Origin of the sequence: Mesorhizobium sp. B2-4-14, from assembly GCF_006442155.1 — a bacterium.
In the GTDB taxonomy this organism is placed as follows: domain Bacteria; phylum Pseudomonadota; class Alphaproteobacteria; order Rhizobiales; family Rhizobiaceae; genus Mesorhizobium.
Genome location: NZ_VFVA01000008.1, coordinates 177,180 through 193,206 on the forward strand (window position 1 = coordinate 177,180; position 16,027 = coordinate 193,206).

Below are 16,027 nucleotides of genomic sequence, written 5' to 3' on the forward strand. Positions count from 1 at the left end.
GAGGCGTCTGGCGTGAGCTGCGAGACGCCGATCGCATCTGCGATGGCGTATCGAAGCCGATGTCCTGCTTCCTCCGGTCCTTCGTTCTTTTGGCCCGGCGTCAAAGCGCGATGGGCTTCTTGTGCAAGAGACAAAGCAAACGTCGTGCCAGTTTGGCGACAGTGCCCATAGCTGGCACTCACAACAAAATTCCCGCTCTTTGCGCACATGGGCAAGGTGCAAACTGTAACCTTATTTTACAGATGTAACTTACGCATGTAATATTTAGCGTTATTTCGCATATGCGAGATATTCAGTTAGCAATCGCAGCAAACATCAAATTTCACCTCAAGCTATTTAACTTGTCATTTTTCTATACTACTTGGAGACGGCGGCCGGTGATGTCCTGGCGCTGGAGAAAGATCATGGCAAACGGTAAAGACAGCCAGGGGCCACCGGGGCCGATGTCCAGTCAGGCCGACGGCGTCACCGGCGATCTTGTCAGGCTGATGCCGCGCGACCTGGTCTTCGTCATGCGCTTCATGGGCGAGAGTCAGCACCGCCTGCAGAGCCATTTCCAGGACTTCATCAGGGGCGAGTTCGCAGCCGGCGGCGTGACCACGGAAACGCATCCGATGATCCATCTGTTCATCGAGAGCCACGCGATCCTGTTGCGCGACTTCGTGTTTTCCGGCGTTTCACTGACGCGCCAGTTCCGTGTCGAGGAGATCGAGCGCTTGACCGGCGACACGACATCGATGATCCGCGTCGACATCTGGGACCAGCTCAAGAGCCACATCGAGACGGCCGAAAAGCAGTTCCAGTCGCAGGCCGGCACGCTGCCCAGATTGCTGTCGGCCTTCGAAAAGCCGCTCGGGCCGATGGCTGGGAGGGAGAAATGAGCGGATCCGAAACCGCTGCGCGTGACGCGCTGCTCGCTCGCCGGCTCGATCTTGTCGCCGGCGTTTCCATCCTCACAGCGGAAGCACTGCGGCTCAACCAGAAACGCGCCGGCATCGAAATGGAGGTGCTGCGCCTCGAGTTGGAGATCGGCAGAAGCGGCGCCAGCGAGCAACTGGTGCGGGATTTGCATGAGGCTGAGCAGAGCGCGGCGGCGATCATGCAGGCATGTGCGGCTTGCGAGGAGCGCATCGTGGCCGCCGAAGGCGATGTCGACGATGTCGATCGCCGGCTTGCCGCGATGGCGAACAAGGAGTGATGGGAGTGACACTGTGAACCAGCAGACGATGCAGAACCTGACCTTGTTCGATCTTCTAGCGCGCAGCTGGCGGCGTCCGTCGGCTATCGCCGATCTTTGCTTCAGCGCCGATGGCTCAGCAGTCGCCTTCAGTTCCGTGGACGGAACCGTAGCCATCGCCGCTGTTACCGATCAGGAGCCGCCGGAATCGCGGATGCGAGTGAGCGGCGACCTCGGGCAGACGACAATCCGGCCGCGCGAAAAGCCGTCGGTGCCGTTGATCGCGTCGGCCGCGTTTGGCGATGGCGATGTGCCGATCATTGCCTATGGGCATTCCGGTTTCCTGGCCGGCGCGGCCAGTGGCGAAGTGCAACATCTCAGCGCCAGCGGCGACGTCGCCGCCCTGCCGATCAGGGTGGACGGACCGATTGTCGCCCTCGACCATAGCGCCAGGACTGATATGACGGCTGCCAGCAATGGGCACGATGTGTTCCTGTCGCGCAGCCAAGACAATGCCGTGCCGCTAAAGAACGCGACGACATCGCCCGCAAGTGCACTTGCCTTCTCGCCTGGCGGACGGCGCCTCGCCTGCGGTCTCGATGACGGATTGTCGATCTGGGCGGTTGAGGGAGACGCCGTCCTGATCCGCGAATCGTCTCTTCCAGCCCGACCGGTATCCATCCGCTGGAGCGTCGACGGCACATGGCTGGCCTGCGGGCTCGAAACGGGTGGCTTTGCCCTTGTCAACCTGGCCGATGGCCGCTCCGGCATTGTCGCGGGGTTTCCATCGCCGGTCCGCACGATGTGCTGGAGCCGGCCGGGCAATGCGCTTTTCGCGTCGGGCGCGTTCCGGATCGCCGGCTGGTCAATGACCGCCCCGCCCATTGACGGCGAAACCTCCGGGGCTCTTGAAACAGGCCGCGCCGGGCTGGTTCTGGTGGAAGCGGTGGCGGCGCACCCTGAGAAGAAGCTGATCGCAGCCGGCTACGCCAATGGCCGCATCGCTGTCGCCCAGATCGGCGGACGCGACGAGCTTCTCGTCAGGCCATTGGGCAGTGCGATCAGCGCGCTCGCCTGGTCGGGTGACGGTCGGCATTTGGCGGTTGGCGCGGTCGACGGCACCGCTGCGATCGTCACCTTCCCGGCACAGATGTTCAAATAGCGGACGCGGATCCGCGCAAGACAGGAGGATGTGATGCAGGCTGAACTGAGCGCCGAGGAGAAGAGCAAGGACGCGTTTTTCGAACAGCTGGCAAAACTGTCGGAAGAAATGGTCGCCAAGCACGGCAAGGATTTCAGCATGGGTGCGCTGGTGCTCGCGGCGCGCTGGATTGCCGAAAACCGGGTTGGACGCTTGAAGACCAACTAGGAAGTTTCGTTGGCCTTGTGGACGGTCGAGCGTCCCGGTGGACAATGGTCGCAACTGTCCTGCCCTTCAGCCGGCCACGATAAGACAACGGACATCTCCAACGGCGGAACTGCGCGGTGCACTGCCTCTGCGCCGGCCCGCTAGGCATTCGAACTGAACGCGGAAGGTGTGGGATTATAAAAGATAATCAGGGGTTTAACGGATGGTTAGCCAACCCATATCCTTCGTATCATCTCATATGCTCTGGCGAACCTAAGGATCAGGAGGAAGACTAGTTTCAATGCAAGCGGGGTTTCCCTTTCCTGCAAGGGGTTCGGTGAGCGCATGAGCGCGGCTGGTTTGGGCCGGGAACCGACGATCCGGCTCTGGAGCGAACTAGCCAGAAGCCGCCATTCCGCTTTCGACCCGATGCGAGTCTGTCGCCCGGTGGCGTATATTGTGTTGGACTGCGGCGCAGGAGCTAGTGCAGCTACGGGATGGGTGATTAACCAGGAGGCTCTCCAGAATAGCTGGTGCAACAACCTAACAAAGCGCTGATCTCACCGAACGGGAAGGCCGCAATCGGCGGACAGACCCATCTTGATGGTAACGCTCGTTATTAATTAGCGAATCCTTACGTTTGCCCTCGCCACGAACGCACATAAGGCGTACATTTTCGGATCGCTTGCTGGGACCTGATAGAGCCTGCGATTGAGAGCGGGAAAATCCGCCTAAACACGGCGCGCTTCTATTCGCCAGATTCCGAGCGCTCTCAAGATTTGCCCGCCTCGGCCGGCCTTCCCTCGTGCGATTCCGGCCGCTGTCACTTTTATGCCTGGAGGAGAAAACAGCTTTTCACACTGGAGGAGAAACCATTATGCATCATCTTGCACGCCGCGAATTCATCGTTCAAGGTAGCGCGGCCGTTGCCGCACTGGCGGTCTTCAATTCACAGTTTGCCCAAGCCTTTCCAAGCCGGGCGGGTGAGAGCGTGATCCCGTGGCTAGACCAGCCGCAGCCCAATCCTGTTCCCGCGGTCATCCAGAACCAGCTTGTCTGGGAGGATATGGATTCATGGGTGACGCCTAATGACAAGTTCTTCAGCATCGCTCATTTTGATCGGCCAAGCATCGATGTGAATGCCTGGAAGCTGGAAATTGATGGGTTGGTGAAGAAGCATCTGAGCCTGTCGCTCGCCGACCTCAAGGCGCGGCCGCGCCACGAAGTGGCTTTCACGGTGGAATGTTCGGGCAATCATGGTTTTCCATTCTTTATCGGCGGCATTGGCAACGCCCGCTGGGCCGGCACGCCGCTCGCCGCCATACTTGAGGAGGCAGGGGTCAACGAAAACGGCATCGAAGTTGTTTTCTGGGGCACTGATATCGGTGACATCGCTCTCAAGGACAATAACCGCGACGTCAAGATGCATCAGAATTTCGCCCGCAGCATGTCGCTCGCCGATGCGATGAGCCCCAACAACATCCTCTGCTACGAGATGAATGGGGCCGCCCTGCCGCCACCCAACGGTTCCCCGGTGCGGCTCATCGCCCCCGGATGGTATGGCATCGCCAATGTCAAGTGGCTCAAGCGCATTGAGATACGCAACACGCGCTTCATGAGTCAATTGATGGCACGAGACTACGTCACCATCCGCGAGGAAGAGCACAATGGCGAGACGGTGTGGGCCGAGACCTCGGTCGGCCGTGCATTGCTGAAGTCGGCGCCTGCCAGAGTGACGCGTAGCGATGCCGGATACCGGATCAGCGGTGCAGCCTGGGGGGCCCCAATCGCCAAGGTCGAAGTGAAGGTTGATAACGGCCCATGGCTTGAAGCGACGATAGACCATGGTGAAGAAGCTGAATTCGCCTGGAAGGTGTGGTACCTCGACTGGAAACACCCAGCAAAGGGCGAGCATACGGTCACCTCGCGTGCCACTGATATGGCGGGACAAATCCAGCCTGCCATGGATGATCCATGGATTACCAGGAAACATACATACTGGGAAAGCAACGGCCAGGTCACGCGTCGGATCGGTATTGTTTGAGAAGTCTACCAGTCGGCCGTACCCACCTCAGGAGAATCGATTGACCTCATGCGGAACATGGGGTCATTTCGTCACTATCAAGCAAGCGTATTCGCATGTGAGGGATGACTTCCGCTTAGACGCGCAAAGCTGCACTGCATGTAGGGGATAGGTAGGCTCATTATGACCAAAGGCGGACCTTGGATCGCCTCTCGCTAACATTGTGGCCAAACTGAACTGGGAGAGTGGCCGTCTAATGCAGGGAAGGTATACGCAAGCGGGACAACAGTGCCGCCAGTTCGGCCTGTCGGCACGTCCCCGTTTTCGCAAAAACAGCCCGCAGCTGCGTTCGGGCAGTCTCGCGGCTGATGCCCAATTTTGCGCTGGCCGTGCGAATGCCTTCCCCCGATGCCAATTGCGAGGCCAGACGCGCTTCCGCTCTTGTCAGCTTGAAAGTCACGCTCAGCAATTGCTCATTTAGAACCGGTTCGGTTATAAGATTTGTGAAATACAGTAGGATGTCGCCGCCATTGAACAGATCATGCCCTAATGCAGTCATGGGCATCACCTCCGCTATCATCCGGGGGTACCCCTGGCGCGCAATGACAACGGGTTCGGACCGAACCGACAGACCCGAAACGGCGGCTCTGATGAAGCCTTGAAGACGGGCGTCACTCGGCTGATCAGTCGCGCGGATGCGGCCGTGTCGGACAACGAGGTCGGAGCCGAACAGGGCTGCTGCGCGTTCGTTAAACCGCCTCACGCATCCATGACAGTCCAGCAGCACCGCGCCAAAATTGAGCCGATCAAGAGTTACTAGGCTTGGACCGACAGATAGCTCGCCGAGCTTCTCTGCTGCGCTTATGATCCGGCTCAGGTCCGGCGCCACTCTCAGGAAATGGTCAGCTTCGCTCGGGTAGAACGGTCCGATATGAGCATCGCGGTACAGCGACACACACCATTTACGGTTGTTCACCACTGTGCTGACGGAGGCCCACCATTCTCGGTGTCCAGGACGGGCGATCTCTCGATAATAAGGCAGAACCTTTCGTTCCTCCGGAGTTGTGATTTCGTCCTCTACGGTGAAACTGACCGGGGGTTTCGCGAGCAGCTGCGGCCTCTCAAGATGGGGACTGGGAGCGTCTCCGATCCGCTCATGCCAAAGAGCCGAAAATTCAGCATGTTCCGTGGAGTCCGGCACGCAGCCGGCTTTACCACGCTGATCGGCCGCAAAAGGGTGCGCTTTTTCGCAGGTGCGGAGAGCGCAGCTCGTCGCGCCCAGCGCATCCGCAAGTTTTTGCAGCCCTCCCGGCCACCGCTCAAATTCGAAAGCGGCGTCGTAGCAGGCCTCTAGGGCAAGTGCGGTTGCGTCGGGAGCCATTCGAAACCCACCTTCATTTGGATGAGTTACCACTCACCCGCGACGATATCACAGATGGTTGAAATTCAGTACAGCAAGTCACTCATCGCCGATTGCGGGACGTGATGAAAGGCGACGATAAGGCTCACTTGGCCATCTGGTCGGTAACTCTGACCGGGCGTAGAGGCGGACATCCTCGGCGCCGCGCGTGCCGGTGCCACGGCGTCGTACCAGACTTGCGCGGCCCGCTCAGGCATCTCCCACCTCCCGGCAGGCAGGAATCTCGACGCGTTGGTGCTGGATTCCGGCCCACATTCGCTAGGAGCAGCGTAGTCCCGATATTCACCCATACGGGTGATGGCAGACAAAGTCGCCGGCAGCATCTTCCCGATCTCCCATCGGATGGACGCAGTGAGATGGTGTCTTTCGTTCCACGCTACGCTGCGCAAAAAGGACAGGCACGAGGCCGATTGTTCGCTGTCGCGGTAGGGGTGACAATGTCGATGTCAGCCACGGCTGAGCCGGTTTCCTCGGTGGATCTCGAACTGGTTCTTAGCGTCGATGTATCATCTTCAATGAGCGAGGCGGAACAACGGCTGCAGCGGGAAGGATATGTCGAAGCGCTCCAGGATGCCAAAGTTTGGCAGTCCATCAAATCCGGCCGGCGCGGCAGAATCGGTATAACCTATGTCGAGTGGGCAGGCCCAGACCACCAGAGCGTGCGGATACCATGGGCTATTCTGGAGCAGCCCGAAGATGCGGCCGCCTTCGCAGAGGCGCTGCGAGCCCAACCAATCATCAGGGGGCGCGGCACCTCAATCTCAGGGGCGCTCCTGTTGGCGGGCAAGCTGCTGGCGGGTGGGCCTGCAGGCGATCGCCAAGTCATCGACGTCTCCGGCGATGGACCCAACAATGCCGGCCTTCCGCTTCAACTGGTGCACGACACACTCATAGCCGATGGCGTGACCATCAATGGGCTGGTGATCTCGCTGCACGCAGACGACACACTCGACAGCTTTGGTCCGCGCTATGTCGAGTTGTACTATGAGAGCTGCGTCATCGGCGGTTCCGGGACTTTCGTTGTCACCGTAGCGAAGACAGCCGACTTTGCAAACGCGATCCGAAACAAGCTCGTAAATGAGATTGCTGGTCTGTCTGCCAGCGTGCACCCCGCGGCTTATCAGGTCCACTCAGGACCGGTTGTCGATTGCGACACGGTCGGAGAGGCGCCTGGACGATAGAGAGCCCCTAACGTTAATTCCGCAGCGGCCGATTTGTCACGAAAGCCACGGGCGTTACGAAACGAGAGCCGGAACGCCCCACCCGTGCGCACATCGTGGAGTTCTCAGGAACGCAACACGTTCGAAATTCCTCTACAACGACGCTGCGCCTCTCGTTCTGCTACGCGTTCGCATCGGGGCGCTTCCCTCCGGCGATCGCCATTGCCCATATCGGCGACAACCGTCGACAGTTCAGTTCCAATATTTGAAAACTCTTCCGAGATGATTAGGCATCATCAACACCTGTTCCGAATTGTGGCTAGTAAAACTGACCATTGCGACCAATGAACTGCTTTATGGGTGTGATTGGGACGGTCACTGTGAGTCCGGTTGGGTGGCGAAGGCACGCAACTGGCCGCCCTCGCCACTTGGAAGAACGGGATTGACGTGGCCAAGTCAACCCACGTTGTCGAGGTGGAGTTCGCCGGTGAGCACGCGCTCGTTCGGATCGATCGGGCCTAGATTCTTCACAACCCGGAAGCGACCGCCATACGCCTGCGCGATGTACATGTTCATGCGAACATGGTGCTGGCCGGGAATCATTTCGGCCGGGCCGCCCGGGCCCTCGCTGATGCGGACATGATCGAGTGCCCGGATGACCGCATCGCGCTCAACCGTGCCGGCTTCCTCAACCGCCGCTTCCCACATCCTGATCGCCCGGTAGTGGCCGGTGCAGCCGCTGCCTGCGGTCAACATCGCGCTGCCCGGGAACCGGTCCTCGTAGCGAAGCAAGAGTGCACGGCCAAACGGATCATCGAGTTCCTGATAGTAGTCGAGGCAGCTGTAGAGGCCCTCGATCTGCTCGGAAGGCACGAGATTGAAGAAGTTCTCGTCGAAGTATGTGCAGACGATCTTGCCGCCGCGCTTGCCGAAACCGGCCTTGTGCAATTCGTCGAAGAACGGCGTCAGGCCCGGCGGAACGATGGTGTTGAACACCACGTCGGCGCGACTCGCCATGATCTGCTGCACGGTCCGCCGGAAATCGGTGGTATCGAGAGGGAAGTACTCCTCGCCGACGATCTCGCCGCCGTTGGCGCGCACCACCCGGCTCGCGGCTTTGTTCAACAAATGCGGCCAGATGTAGTCGGCCGACGGCAAATAGAACCGCTTTGCCCCGGTGCTCTTCATGAGCCATGGGATCAGCGGTTCGACCTGCTGCGCGGGCACGGGACCGGTGCAGAAGATCAAGGGATCGTTTTCCTGTCCTTCGTACTGCTCGGTGTAGATGTAGAGTGTCTTGCCCCGCGTGACCGCCTCGCTCTTGATGGCCTGGCGGGTCGAGCTGTAGATGCCGCCGACGACCACGTCGACCTTATCGACGTCGATCAGTTTCGCGGCCCTTGCCTTGGCGACGTTTTCGGTGGTCTCGCCGTCCTCGATGACGAGCTCCACCGGCCGGCCGAGGAGGCCGCCCTTGGCGTTGATGTCGTCGACGAGCATGGTCGTGAGGTTGGCGTTGGCGATGCCCATGAAAGACAATGGGCCGGTGAGTTCGGCAATGAGGCCGATCTTGATTGGTTTCGGGTCCATCTGATTTCTCCGTTGCGGGTTGGTCGGGCGCGCCGTCGCCGGACAGCAGGCGGCGCGCAGTGTGGACGTCAGGCCTCGTAGTGGCCGAGCAGCAGTGCCGCCTGCGGCTTGCCGACATGACCGGCTTCCTGCAGGATCGCCGGCACTTCCGGATCCGACACGAAGTTCTTCCAGCCCTCGGCGTCCCAGTCGAAGATCGCCCAGACGCGGTCGGCCTCGCTGGGGTCGCGGAACACGGTTGCACCGTTCGAGCCGTGCAGCCGGCGCTTGTCGGCGCCCTTGGTCGAAAAGATACGGATGAAGTGGTCGACGTCCGCCACCTTGGTCGTTGCGAGAAGCATCTGATTTCCTCCTGTCGGTCGGGGCCACCATTGGTCCGTCGACAGGAGCACGATGCGCGCCCCGGAGCAGGCGCACATGGGGTGGATTCCCTATGCCTGCGTTTCGCCCGGTCGGATAAGGCCATGCTCGACCGCATAGAGCGCGGCGGCGGCACGGGTGGTCACGCTGATCTTGGAATAGACGCTCTGGATATGGTGGTCCGCGGTCTTGGGCGAGATTTCCAGCTTCCGCGCCGCCTCCTTCGCGGTAAGTCCGGCGGCGATCAGGCGCAGCACCTCGATCTCGCGCGGCGTCATGCCGGCCAGCGGCCGCGGCGCCGCCCGGCGCGACGGCTGCCCTGCGAAGGACAACACGGCCTCGGCGGCATCGGAGCAGATACAGCCCTCGCGGACGGCAGCGCGCAATTGCGTCGCCGCCGCCTCGCTGGACAGCGCCCTGCGGTGAGGACGTTCCTCCCGCGATGTCTGGAACGCCTCGGCAGCCGCCAGGATCCTCGCCGCCGGCGACAGGTCGGCGCCGCCAACCTTGCGGTGATAGCCAGAGCCGTCGAGCCGTTCGTGATGGCGCAGCACGAGCGTGGCAATCGCATCGCTGTCGCGGCCTAAGGAGGTCAGCGCCCGCTCGCCGTAGTAGGCGTGCAGCTGCGCAGCGTCGCGCTCGCGCACCGACAGCGGACCGTTGCGCATCCAGGTCGCGACCGGCACCACGAGTTCGCCGAGGTCATGGATGCAGCCCGACCAGCGCAGCGCGCGGACGTCAGCGGCGGGCAGCCCGACCTGTGTCCCCGCACCCGCGGCCAGTTCCGACACCATCCGCGAATGGCCGTGCGTAAATGGCATGCGCATATCGATCATGTCGGCTATGGCGAGGAACGCCTGGTCGCAGGCCGCCTCGTCCAGCGTCACCGGCGGATCGGGCTCCAGCGCCAGGATTGTGTCGCGGTCGACAGTCGCGCCGATACCCTGCATCAACATCGCTGCATTGGTCGAGACGAGCCGGGCCAGCTCCGCTTCGTACGGACCGTCGGCGCGGCTGGCGATGGTTTCGGCCATTGCTTCGATACCGGCGGCGTCGCTGAGCGCAATAGCGTCCTGTGCCAATGTGATCAGGCGCACGGCTGGCAGAACATCCTCGCCGCTCAGCCCGCGCGGCAGGCCCTTGCCGTCCCAGCGTTCGTAGATCTGCCCAAGATTGCGCCGGATCTCGTCGGACAGTCCGAGCCGCTCGCCGATCCGCTGCGCGACCTCGCAATGTGCGGTGAGCACCGGGCGGGCCACCGCGATCGCTTGCCCCATCGCAGCCTCGATCGCCTTTGCGTGGGCGTCAGGCTCGAGATCGTAGTAGAACCGCTTAAAGGCCTGCACGAAGACCTTGCCCAGTTCCGCACGGTTGCCCATGTCGAGACCGACAAGGTCCTGGCGAAGCGCGATTTCGTCGCCGAAGGTGGCCGAGAGCAGATCGGTATCGGCGTTGCAGCCGACATAACGCAGCATGGACTGGTGATAGGCGTTGCGCCGAACCTGTTCTGAAACGCCAGCAAACTCGGCAATGCGCATTGCGAGCACGCAGGATTTGAGCGCGAAGTCACGCGAATGCCCGGTGGCAAGGTCCGAAGCATAGGCTAGGACCATCATGAAGTCCGCCCGGCGTATCGAGACATCCGTCATCGCACACCCCCAAATCGACGGCATGCTACGCCTGCATGCGGCTATCGCCTAGGGAAATCCTTATCGTGCAAGAGCCGGTGCCGGCGGCTCGTTGGGTTGGCTGCGACAGGTGAGAGCCGTTACCTCGACGGTGCCAAGCGCGGTAGTGGTGATAAAGATAGGTATCCGACATTAACCCACCCCAGATCCTGCGCGAACTCATCGGCAAGACCAGGGTACTTACAAAGCGGTCCTTCGGCGTCGACCTGATAGGCGACTTCGTTACCGACGATCACATAGTGGGTTCTATCGATATTGGCGTCGACTACCACGCACCTTGATCGTCGGGTCTTGGCGCAACCGGATCTCAAGCGTCGGTCGCGAACGATGTCTGATTTCAGACGACGATGAGGCTGACTCCAACGGCCGACAAGCAGGCGCAAAGCTTTGGCGAACCGCTTCGCATCCAGACGATCCGCCACCCGGACGAGGCCGAAAAGGTCAGCCGAATACTCAGAAAACGCCAGTCATGGCGATGGTGCAACGGCCGGGTGACGAAACGCCGGGCGCTCCGACCGGCGATGCACGCCGCCTCGTGACCGGCCTTCCGCTCCGCGGTGCGGAGCGCGCGATCGAAACGCAGATTACGCCCCAATGCCCGCTCGAGAGCGATGGCGAACGCGTTCATGGCCATTGGTGAGAGCTTCGCCGGGCATGAGACCGTGAAGCACTCCAGCGGCGAATATGTTCGCGATGCGGTTCACGTCATTTCGGTCGACGTGGTTAGAGGGCTCACGCTGCTTGAGGGGTTAGGCAGGCGATTGTGACGCCGTGGGGTTTGACGACGCTCGGTCGACCATCTTCCGTGGCTGATCAGCCGACGTCGCGCACGGCTTCGCGGCGGAAGATCGTCGGGAACCAATCCTCGCGCAGCTTCTCGCCTGCCGACATGCCATGGCCGGGATAGGGAGGCGAGGTACGCCCGGGTCGCTGGACATAGCGGGCGTCGTCGCCCACGAGCCGCAGGGAGAAGGCCCTCCGGCGTGTTGCCGCTTCGTTGCCGCGTGCGCCATGAAGGGTCATATAGTTGAAGGCGACGGCATCGCCCGGCTCCATTTCCCATTCGCGGATGTCCATGCCCTCGGCATCGGGATCGGGGACTGGGATATAGGTGTCGCTATCGGCGTAGAAATTCTCTTCCGAGAGCCAGCGCGTCGGCAATACCGGTTTGGGCCAACGATGCGAGCCGGCGACGCAGCGCAGCGAGGCCTCGCGCACCGGATCCAGCGGCGACCAGAAGCTGACCGTCTGCATCCCCTCGACGAAGTAGTAGGGCCCATCCTGGTGCCAGGGCGTTGGCTTTGATGTGCCGGGCTCCTTGACAAGGACATGATCGTGGAAAAGCTGGACCGAATCCGACCTCATCAGTTCCGCGGCCACCTCGCCGGCCGCCGAGTGACGGATCACCTTCTCGAATTCGGGAATGCGGTCCCAATTGCAGTAATCGTCGAAGAAGCGGCCTGCTTCGCCAGGCTTGAGGTTTTCGGCGCCGTATTGGCTGGGCTCCGCCATGTTGCGGGCGACGCCAGCCCGCAGCGCTTCGACGTGGTCCTTGAACAGCCCGCGCACGAGCACGACGCCGTCGCGCTGATAGGCCTCGATCTGTTCCTGTGCGACGAGTGGACGTGTCATTGCTTTCTCCCGATTTGACGGTTCGAGCAAACACGCAGTTATTCATAGTTGCAAATAATAAGTATTTTAATATGCTCTTAGGCTCATGCTATACCTCACCCTTCGCCAGTTCGAATATGTCTCGGCCGTGGGCCGTTTCGGCAGCCTCTCCGGTGCGGCCGCGCAGCTCAACGTTTCGCAACCCTCACTTTCGGTCGCCATCACCCAGGTCGAGCGGCGTCTTGGGCGCAAGCTTTTTATCCGACGCAGGGGGGCCCCGGTCGAGTTGACCGATTTTGGTCGGGATTATCTCGCCAAGGTCGAGGACATCCTCTCGCAAGCCCGCCAGTTGGACGATCCTGCCCGCACCCGGCATGCGACTGTCGGCCGCCTGACCTTGGGCCTATTCGAGGATCTGGCGCCGCTTCACATCGGCCGCCTGCTCGATGCCGTGCGCAGCAAGCTTCCAGGAGCGGAGATCCGCTATCGTATCGCCGATTTCGAGACGCTCGCCCGCGACATGCTGCAGTCGCGCATCGACATCGCCGTGACGTTCGACCTCGGTCTCGACGCAAGTTTCCTGCGTCGCCCGCTCACATCCGTTCAACCCCATGCCCTCATGCGGATCGATGATCCCTTGGCTGACTTGCAGGAAGTCAGTCTCAAGGACCTCAGCCAACGCGCTTTGATCCTCTTCGAAGAAGGGCTGTCGGTTCGGCACGTCCTGGGCCTCTTCAGACGGATCGGTGCGGAGCCGGTCGTCCATCACAGAGTGCGGGCGCTAGAGGTCATGCGCAGCCTGGCCGCTCATGGCGAAGGCATTGGCATCGCCTATTCGGGCCCGCTGGGCGGATCCGCTTATGACGGAGAGCCGCTTGCCAGCGTTCCGATTACCGAGGATTTCGCCTGGGAGCCAATCATTCTCGCTCGCTCGCTCGACGGGGCGAAGAGCGCGATCGTGCATCCGGCTTCGCAAGCCATCGTTGACGCGTTTGACCATGCATGAGCAGGCCCTGCCCAATGCCTTCTATCGTCGCTGCCGTGATGAGGTCGCCAAGCGTCAGCTTGTCTTCTCAGATCGTTCGGGCAAGATCTTTCCCGGGTTCATGATGTTCTTCGGATCGATCGCAGCCTTGATGGCCGCCATCACGTCCAGCGCCGGGCCCATCTCGCGCTCCATGTAGGAGCGTTTGCCCTGCCCCACGCCGTGCTCGCCCGTACAGGTTCCTTCCATGGAAAGAGCGAGCTCGTTCAACCAGCCGATATAGGATTTGGCGGCGGCCCTCTCTGCCGGGTTCTGCGGATCGATGAGGATCAAATTGTGGAAATTGCCGTCACCGACATGGCCGGCAATCGGGGCAAGCAACCCCAGCGATTGCGCCCTCTCCGTCGCCGCGCCGATGCATTCGGCCAATCGCGAGATCGGCACGCATACATCGGTGCTGATACCTTTGGCGCCGGGCCGTAGACCCAGGACCGCCCAGAACAGGTCATGGCGCGCCTTCCACAGCCGCGTCCGTTCTTGCGGATCGGTCGTCCAGTCCAGAGCGGTGGCGCCGAACTCACGCGCGACCTCGCCAAAACGCACCGATAATTCGGCGACAGTGTCAGGTGTGCCGTGGAACTCGGCCAGCAACAATGGCATCTCCGGAAGGCTCAACTGCGAGTAGGCGTTGACCGCTTTGACCGTGGCTGCGTCCAACAGTTCGATCCGTGCAAAGGGGAGGCCGAATTGGAGTCCGCCGATGACGGCGTTGCTCGCATCTTCGACGGTTGGGAAGGAGCAGCGAGCCGCCGACACCGCCTCCGGAATGCCGCGTAACCGAATCGTCAGCTCCGTGATGATGCCGAGCGTGCCTTCGGAACCGACCAGCAGCCTCGTCAGATCGTAGCCTGCCGCACTCTTGCGCGCCCTGTGGCCGGTGCGGATCACCCGGCCGTTCGGCATCACGGCCTGAAGCGACAGGACCGCGTCCTTCATCGTCCCATAGAGCACGGCTGTCGTACCCGAAGCACGGGTGGCGGCCATGCCGCCTAACGTTGCATCGGCACCAGGGTCTAGTGGGAAGAAAAGGCCAGTATCGCGCAGATAGTCGTTGAGGCGGCTGCGTGTCACGCCTGGCTGGACGACGCAGTCCATGTCTTCGGCATTGACCGAAAGAATGCGGTCCATCCGCGTCAGGTCGACGGAAATACCGCCGCTTGGTGCATTGACCTGACCTTCGAGCGAACTGCCCGCACCGAAGGGAATGATGGGCATGCCGGCGCCGCCACAAAGCGTGACGATATCCGCCACCTCCTCGGTGCTCTCGGCAAAGACCACGCCATCCGGGGGCTGGTTCTCGATCCAGGTGGCTGTGGAACCGTGTTGAGCACGGATGGCCGTACCGGTCTGGAAACGATCCGCAAACCGATCGCGCATGGTTTGCTCGAACGCGCTGGGAAGGGTGCTTTGTCTCGACATGGCGCTCAACTGATTGTTAGTCCGCAGGCTGCTGGAAGGCTCTGGAATGGATCGAGGGGCCACGGTTTGCGGCCGTGAAAAAATATCCTGTCGGGGTCATGATGGGCGACAAGGTAGCCGACCTGCGGGCGCCGGTGGATGGCTGTCCCGCGCCGCTTGCCTCATCTCGACATCCACGCCGCCGCCGCTGTGAGCAGGGCCTGGGTATCTGCGGCCGTGCCCGTTGTGACACGCACCCCCTCGCCATGAAAACAGCGCACCGCTATGCCGGCCGCATGCAAGTGAAGCGTCAGCGCCCCCGCCTCCTCGCCGACCGCCAGCCATACAAAATTGGCTTTCGAGAGCGCAACCTGGAACCCAAGAGCTGCGAGACCTTCAGACATGCGCCGTCTCTGCTCAACGCTGGCCGTTATTCGCGCCGTTACCACGTCCCCCTCGGCAAGCGCGGCAAGTGCCGCCGCCTGCGCGGTCATCGGCAACGGAAAGGGCGGCGCAACCGTGTTCGCCGCGGCAACGATACTGCGATCCGCGAGGCAGTAGCCGACCCGCATGCCGGCAAGCCCCCAAGCCTTGGAAAAGGTGCGCAGCACGACCAGGTTTCGATGTCGGGAAAGACGTCGCGCGGGAGAGGATGCAACCATGCCCGCCTCGTCGGCATAGTCGGCATAAGCCTCATCGAGGATAACGAGCGTTTGCGCGGGTATGGCATCCAGCAAAGCCTCCAATTCAGCCGGCCCAAGCATGGTGCCGGTCGGATTGTTGGGATTGCAGATGATCACCACTCGCGCCTGGGACCTGCAGGCGTGGAGGATCGCTGCCATGTCTAACCGATGGTCGCTGTCCAGCGGCACTTCCAGGAGGCGCGCCCCCGCTCCGCCGACAATGATCGGATAAGCCTCGTAGGAGCGCCAGGCGGTGATGACCCTGTCGCCCGGGTCGCAAAATGCTCGGACGAGCTGGTCCAGCATGGTGACCGAGCCCGCGGATACCGCAATCATGTCGGAGGGCAAGCCATGCCGGCTTGCCAACGCTTCCACCAGCATTTCGCCACGCAGGTCCGGATAGCGGTGTGCACCCGCCATTGCCCTTGCCACGGCGGCCTGAATGGCGGCGCTGGGTGGGTCCGGCGCCTCATTGGAGCCGAGCCTGTGCGCAAAAACGACGCCTTGCCCCGCCCGCCCCCGAC

General features: G+C 61.6%; 14 protein-coding genes and 1 pseudogene. 8 read left to right on the forward strand and 7 right to left on the reverse strand.

The annotated features are described in order from the left end of the window. Positions 1-404 precede the first annotated feature (404 nt). From FJ938_RS10295 to FJ938_RS10310, 5 genes are all read left to right on the forward strand, one after another. Positions 405-881, forward strand: coding sequence for a hypothetical protein (locus FJ938_RS10295; protein ID WP_140693310.1), 477 nt, complete (start codon positions 405-407; stop codon positions 879-881). Beyond that, the gene (locus FJ938_RS10300) at positions 878-1,198 is read left to right on the forward strand and encodes a hypothetical protein (protein ID WP_140693313.1); all 321 of its coding nucleotides are present in this window, start codon (positions 878-880) and stop codon (positions 1,196-1,198) included. The genes FJ938_RS10295 and FJ938_RS10300 overlap by 4 nt, the downstream gene beginning before the upstream one ends. 13 nt (positions 1,199-1,211) lie before the next feature. Then, positions 1,212-2,339, forward strand: a complete 1,128-nt coding sequence (locus FJ938_RS10305; RefSeq protein ID WP_140693316.1) for a WD40 repeat domain-containing protein — start codon at positions 1,212-1,214, stop codon at positions 2,337-2,339. A 33-nt stretch (positions 2,340-2,372) separates the two neighbouring features. Further along, complete coding sequence (locus FJ938_RS29395; RefSeq protein WP_181165666.1) at positions 2,373-2,546, forward strand: hypothetical protein; 174 nt, start codon at positions 2,373-2,375, stop codon at positions 2,544-2,546. 856 nt (positions 2,547-3,402) lie between these two features. After that, positions 3,403-4,569 (forward strand): sulfite oxidase, encoded by a 1,167-nt coding sequence (locus FJ938_RS10310; RefSeq protein ID WP_140693318.1) that lies wholly within the window; start codon positions 3,403-3,405, stop codon positions 4,567-4,569. 232 nt (positions 4,570-4,801) lie between these two features. On the opposite strand, the gene FJ938_RS10315 is transcribed toward FJ938_RS10310, so the two are convergent. After that, positions 4,802-5,929: a helix-turn-helix transcriptional regulator gene (locus FJ938_RS10315; protein WP_140693321.1), complete on the reverse strand. Its 1,128-nt coding sequence runs from the start codon at positions 5,927-5,929 to the stop codon at positions 4,802-4,804. A gap of 476 nt (positions 5,930-6,405) precedes the next feature. Between FJ938_RS10315 and FJ938_RS10320 the strand changes: the two genes are divergently transcribed. Further along, positions 6,406-7,149 carry a DUF1194 domain-containing protein gene (locus FJ938_RS10320; RefSeq protein ID WP_181169052.1) on the forward strand — a complete coding sequence of 248 codons (744 nt, stop codon included), beginning with the start codon at positions 6,406-6,408 and terminating at the stop codon, positions 7,147-7,149. Positions 7,150-7,584: 435 nt separating this feature from the next. Here the strand turns inward: FJ938_RS10320 and FJ938_RS10325 are convergent, their stop codons facing one another. From FJ938_RS10325 to FJ938_RS10335, 3 genes are all read right to left on the reverse strand, one after another. Next, entirely contained in the window at positions 7,585-8,718 is a 1,134-nt protein-coding gene (locus tag FJ938_RS10325; RefSeq protein ID WP_140693326.1) for a substrate-binding protein, read from the reverse strand. 68 nt (positions 8,719-8,786) lie between these two features. Beyond that, a complete protein-coding gene (locus FJ938_RS10330; protein WP_140610904.1) occupies positions 8,787-9,059 on the reverse strand; it encodes a hypothetical protein in 273 nt (90 codons plus the stop codon). A 90-nt stretch (positions 9,060-9,149) separates the two neighbouring features. Next, complete coding sequence (locus tag FJ938_RS10335) at positions 9,150-10,727, reverse strand: HD domain-containing phosphohydrolase (RefSeq protein ID WP_140693329.1); 1,578 nt, start codon at positions 10,725-10,727, stop codon at positions 9,150-9,152. A 442-nt stretch (positions 10,728-11,169) separates the two neighbouring features. Here FJ938_RS10335 and FJ938_RS10345 point away from each other — a divergent pair. Continuing rightward, a pseudogene (locus FJ938_RS10345) lies at positions 11,170-11,482 on the forward strand (transposase); the annotation flags it as partial. A 97-nt stretch (positions 11,483-11,579) separates the two neighbouring features. Here the strand turns inward: FJ938_RS10345 and FJ938_RS10350 are convergent. After that, complete coding sequence (locus FJ938_RS10350; RefSeq protein WP_140693332.1) at positions 11,580-12,398, reverse strand: phytanoyl-CoA dioxygenase family protein; 819 nt, start codon at positions 12,396-12,398, stop codon at positions 11,580-11,582. Positions 12,399-12,483: 85 nt separating this feature from the next. On the opposite strand from FJ938_RS10350, the gene FJ938_RS10355 reads away from it, so the two are divergent. Then, positions 12,484-13,383, forward strand: coding sequence for a LysR family transcriptional regulator (locus tag FJ938_RS10355; RefSeq protein WP_140693335.1), 900 nt, complete (start codon positions 12,484-12,486; stop codon positions 13,381-13,383). Between the two features lie 54 nt (positions 13,384-13,437). Here FJ938_RS10355 and FJ938_RS10360 read toward each other — a convergent pair whose 3' ends face one another. Continuing rightward, complete coding sequence (locus tag FJ938_RS10360; protein ID WP_140693377.1) at positions 13,438-14,841, reverse strand: FAD-linked oxidase C-terminal domain-containing protein; 1,404 nt, start codon at positions 14,839-14,841, stop codon at positions 13,438-13,440. A 161-nt stretch (positions 14,842-15,002) separates the two neighbouring features. Next, a partial coding sequence (hisC, locus tag FJ938_RS10365) for a histidinol-phosphate transaminase (RefSeq protein WP_140693337.1) occupies positions 15,003-16,027 on the reverse strand: 1,025 nt, incomplete at its 5' end.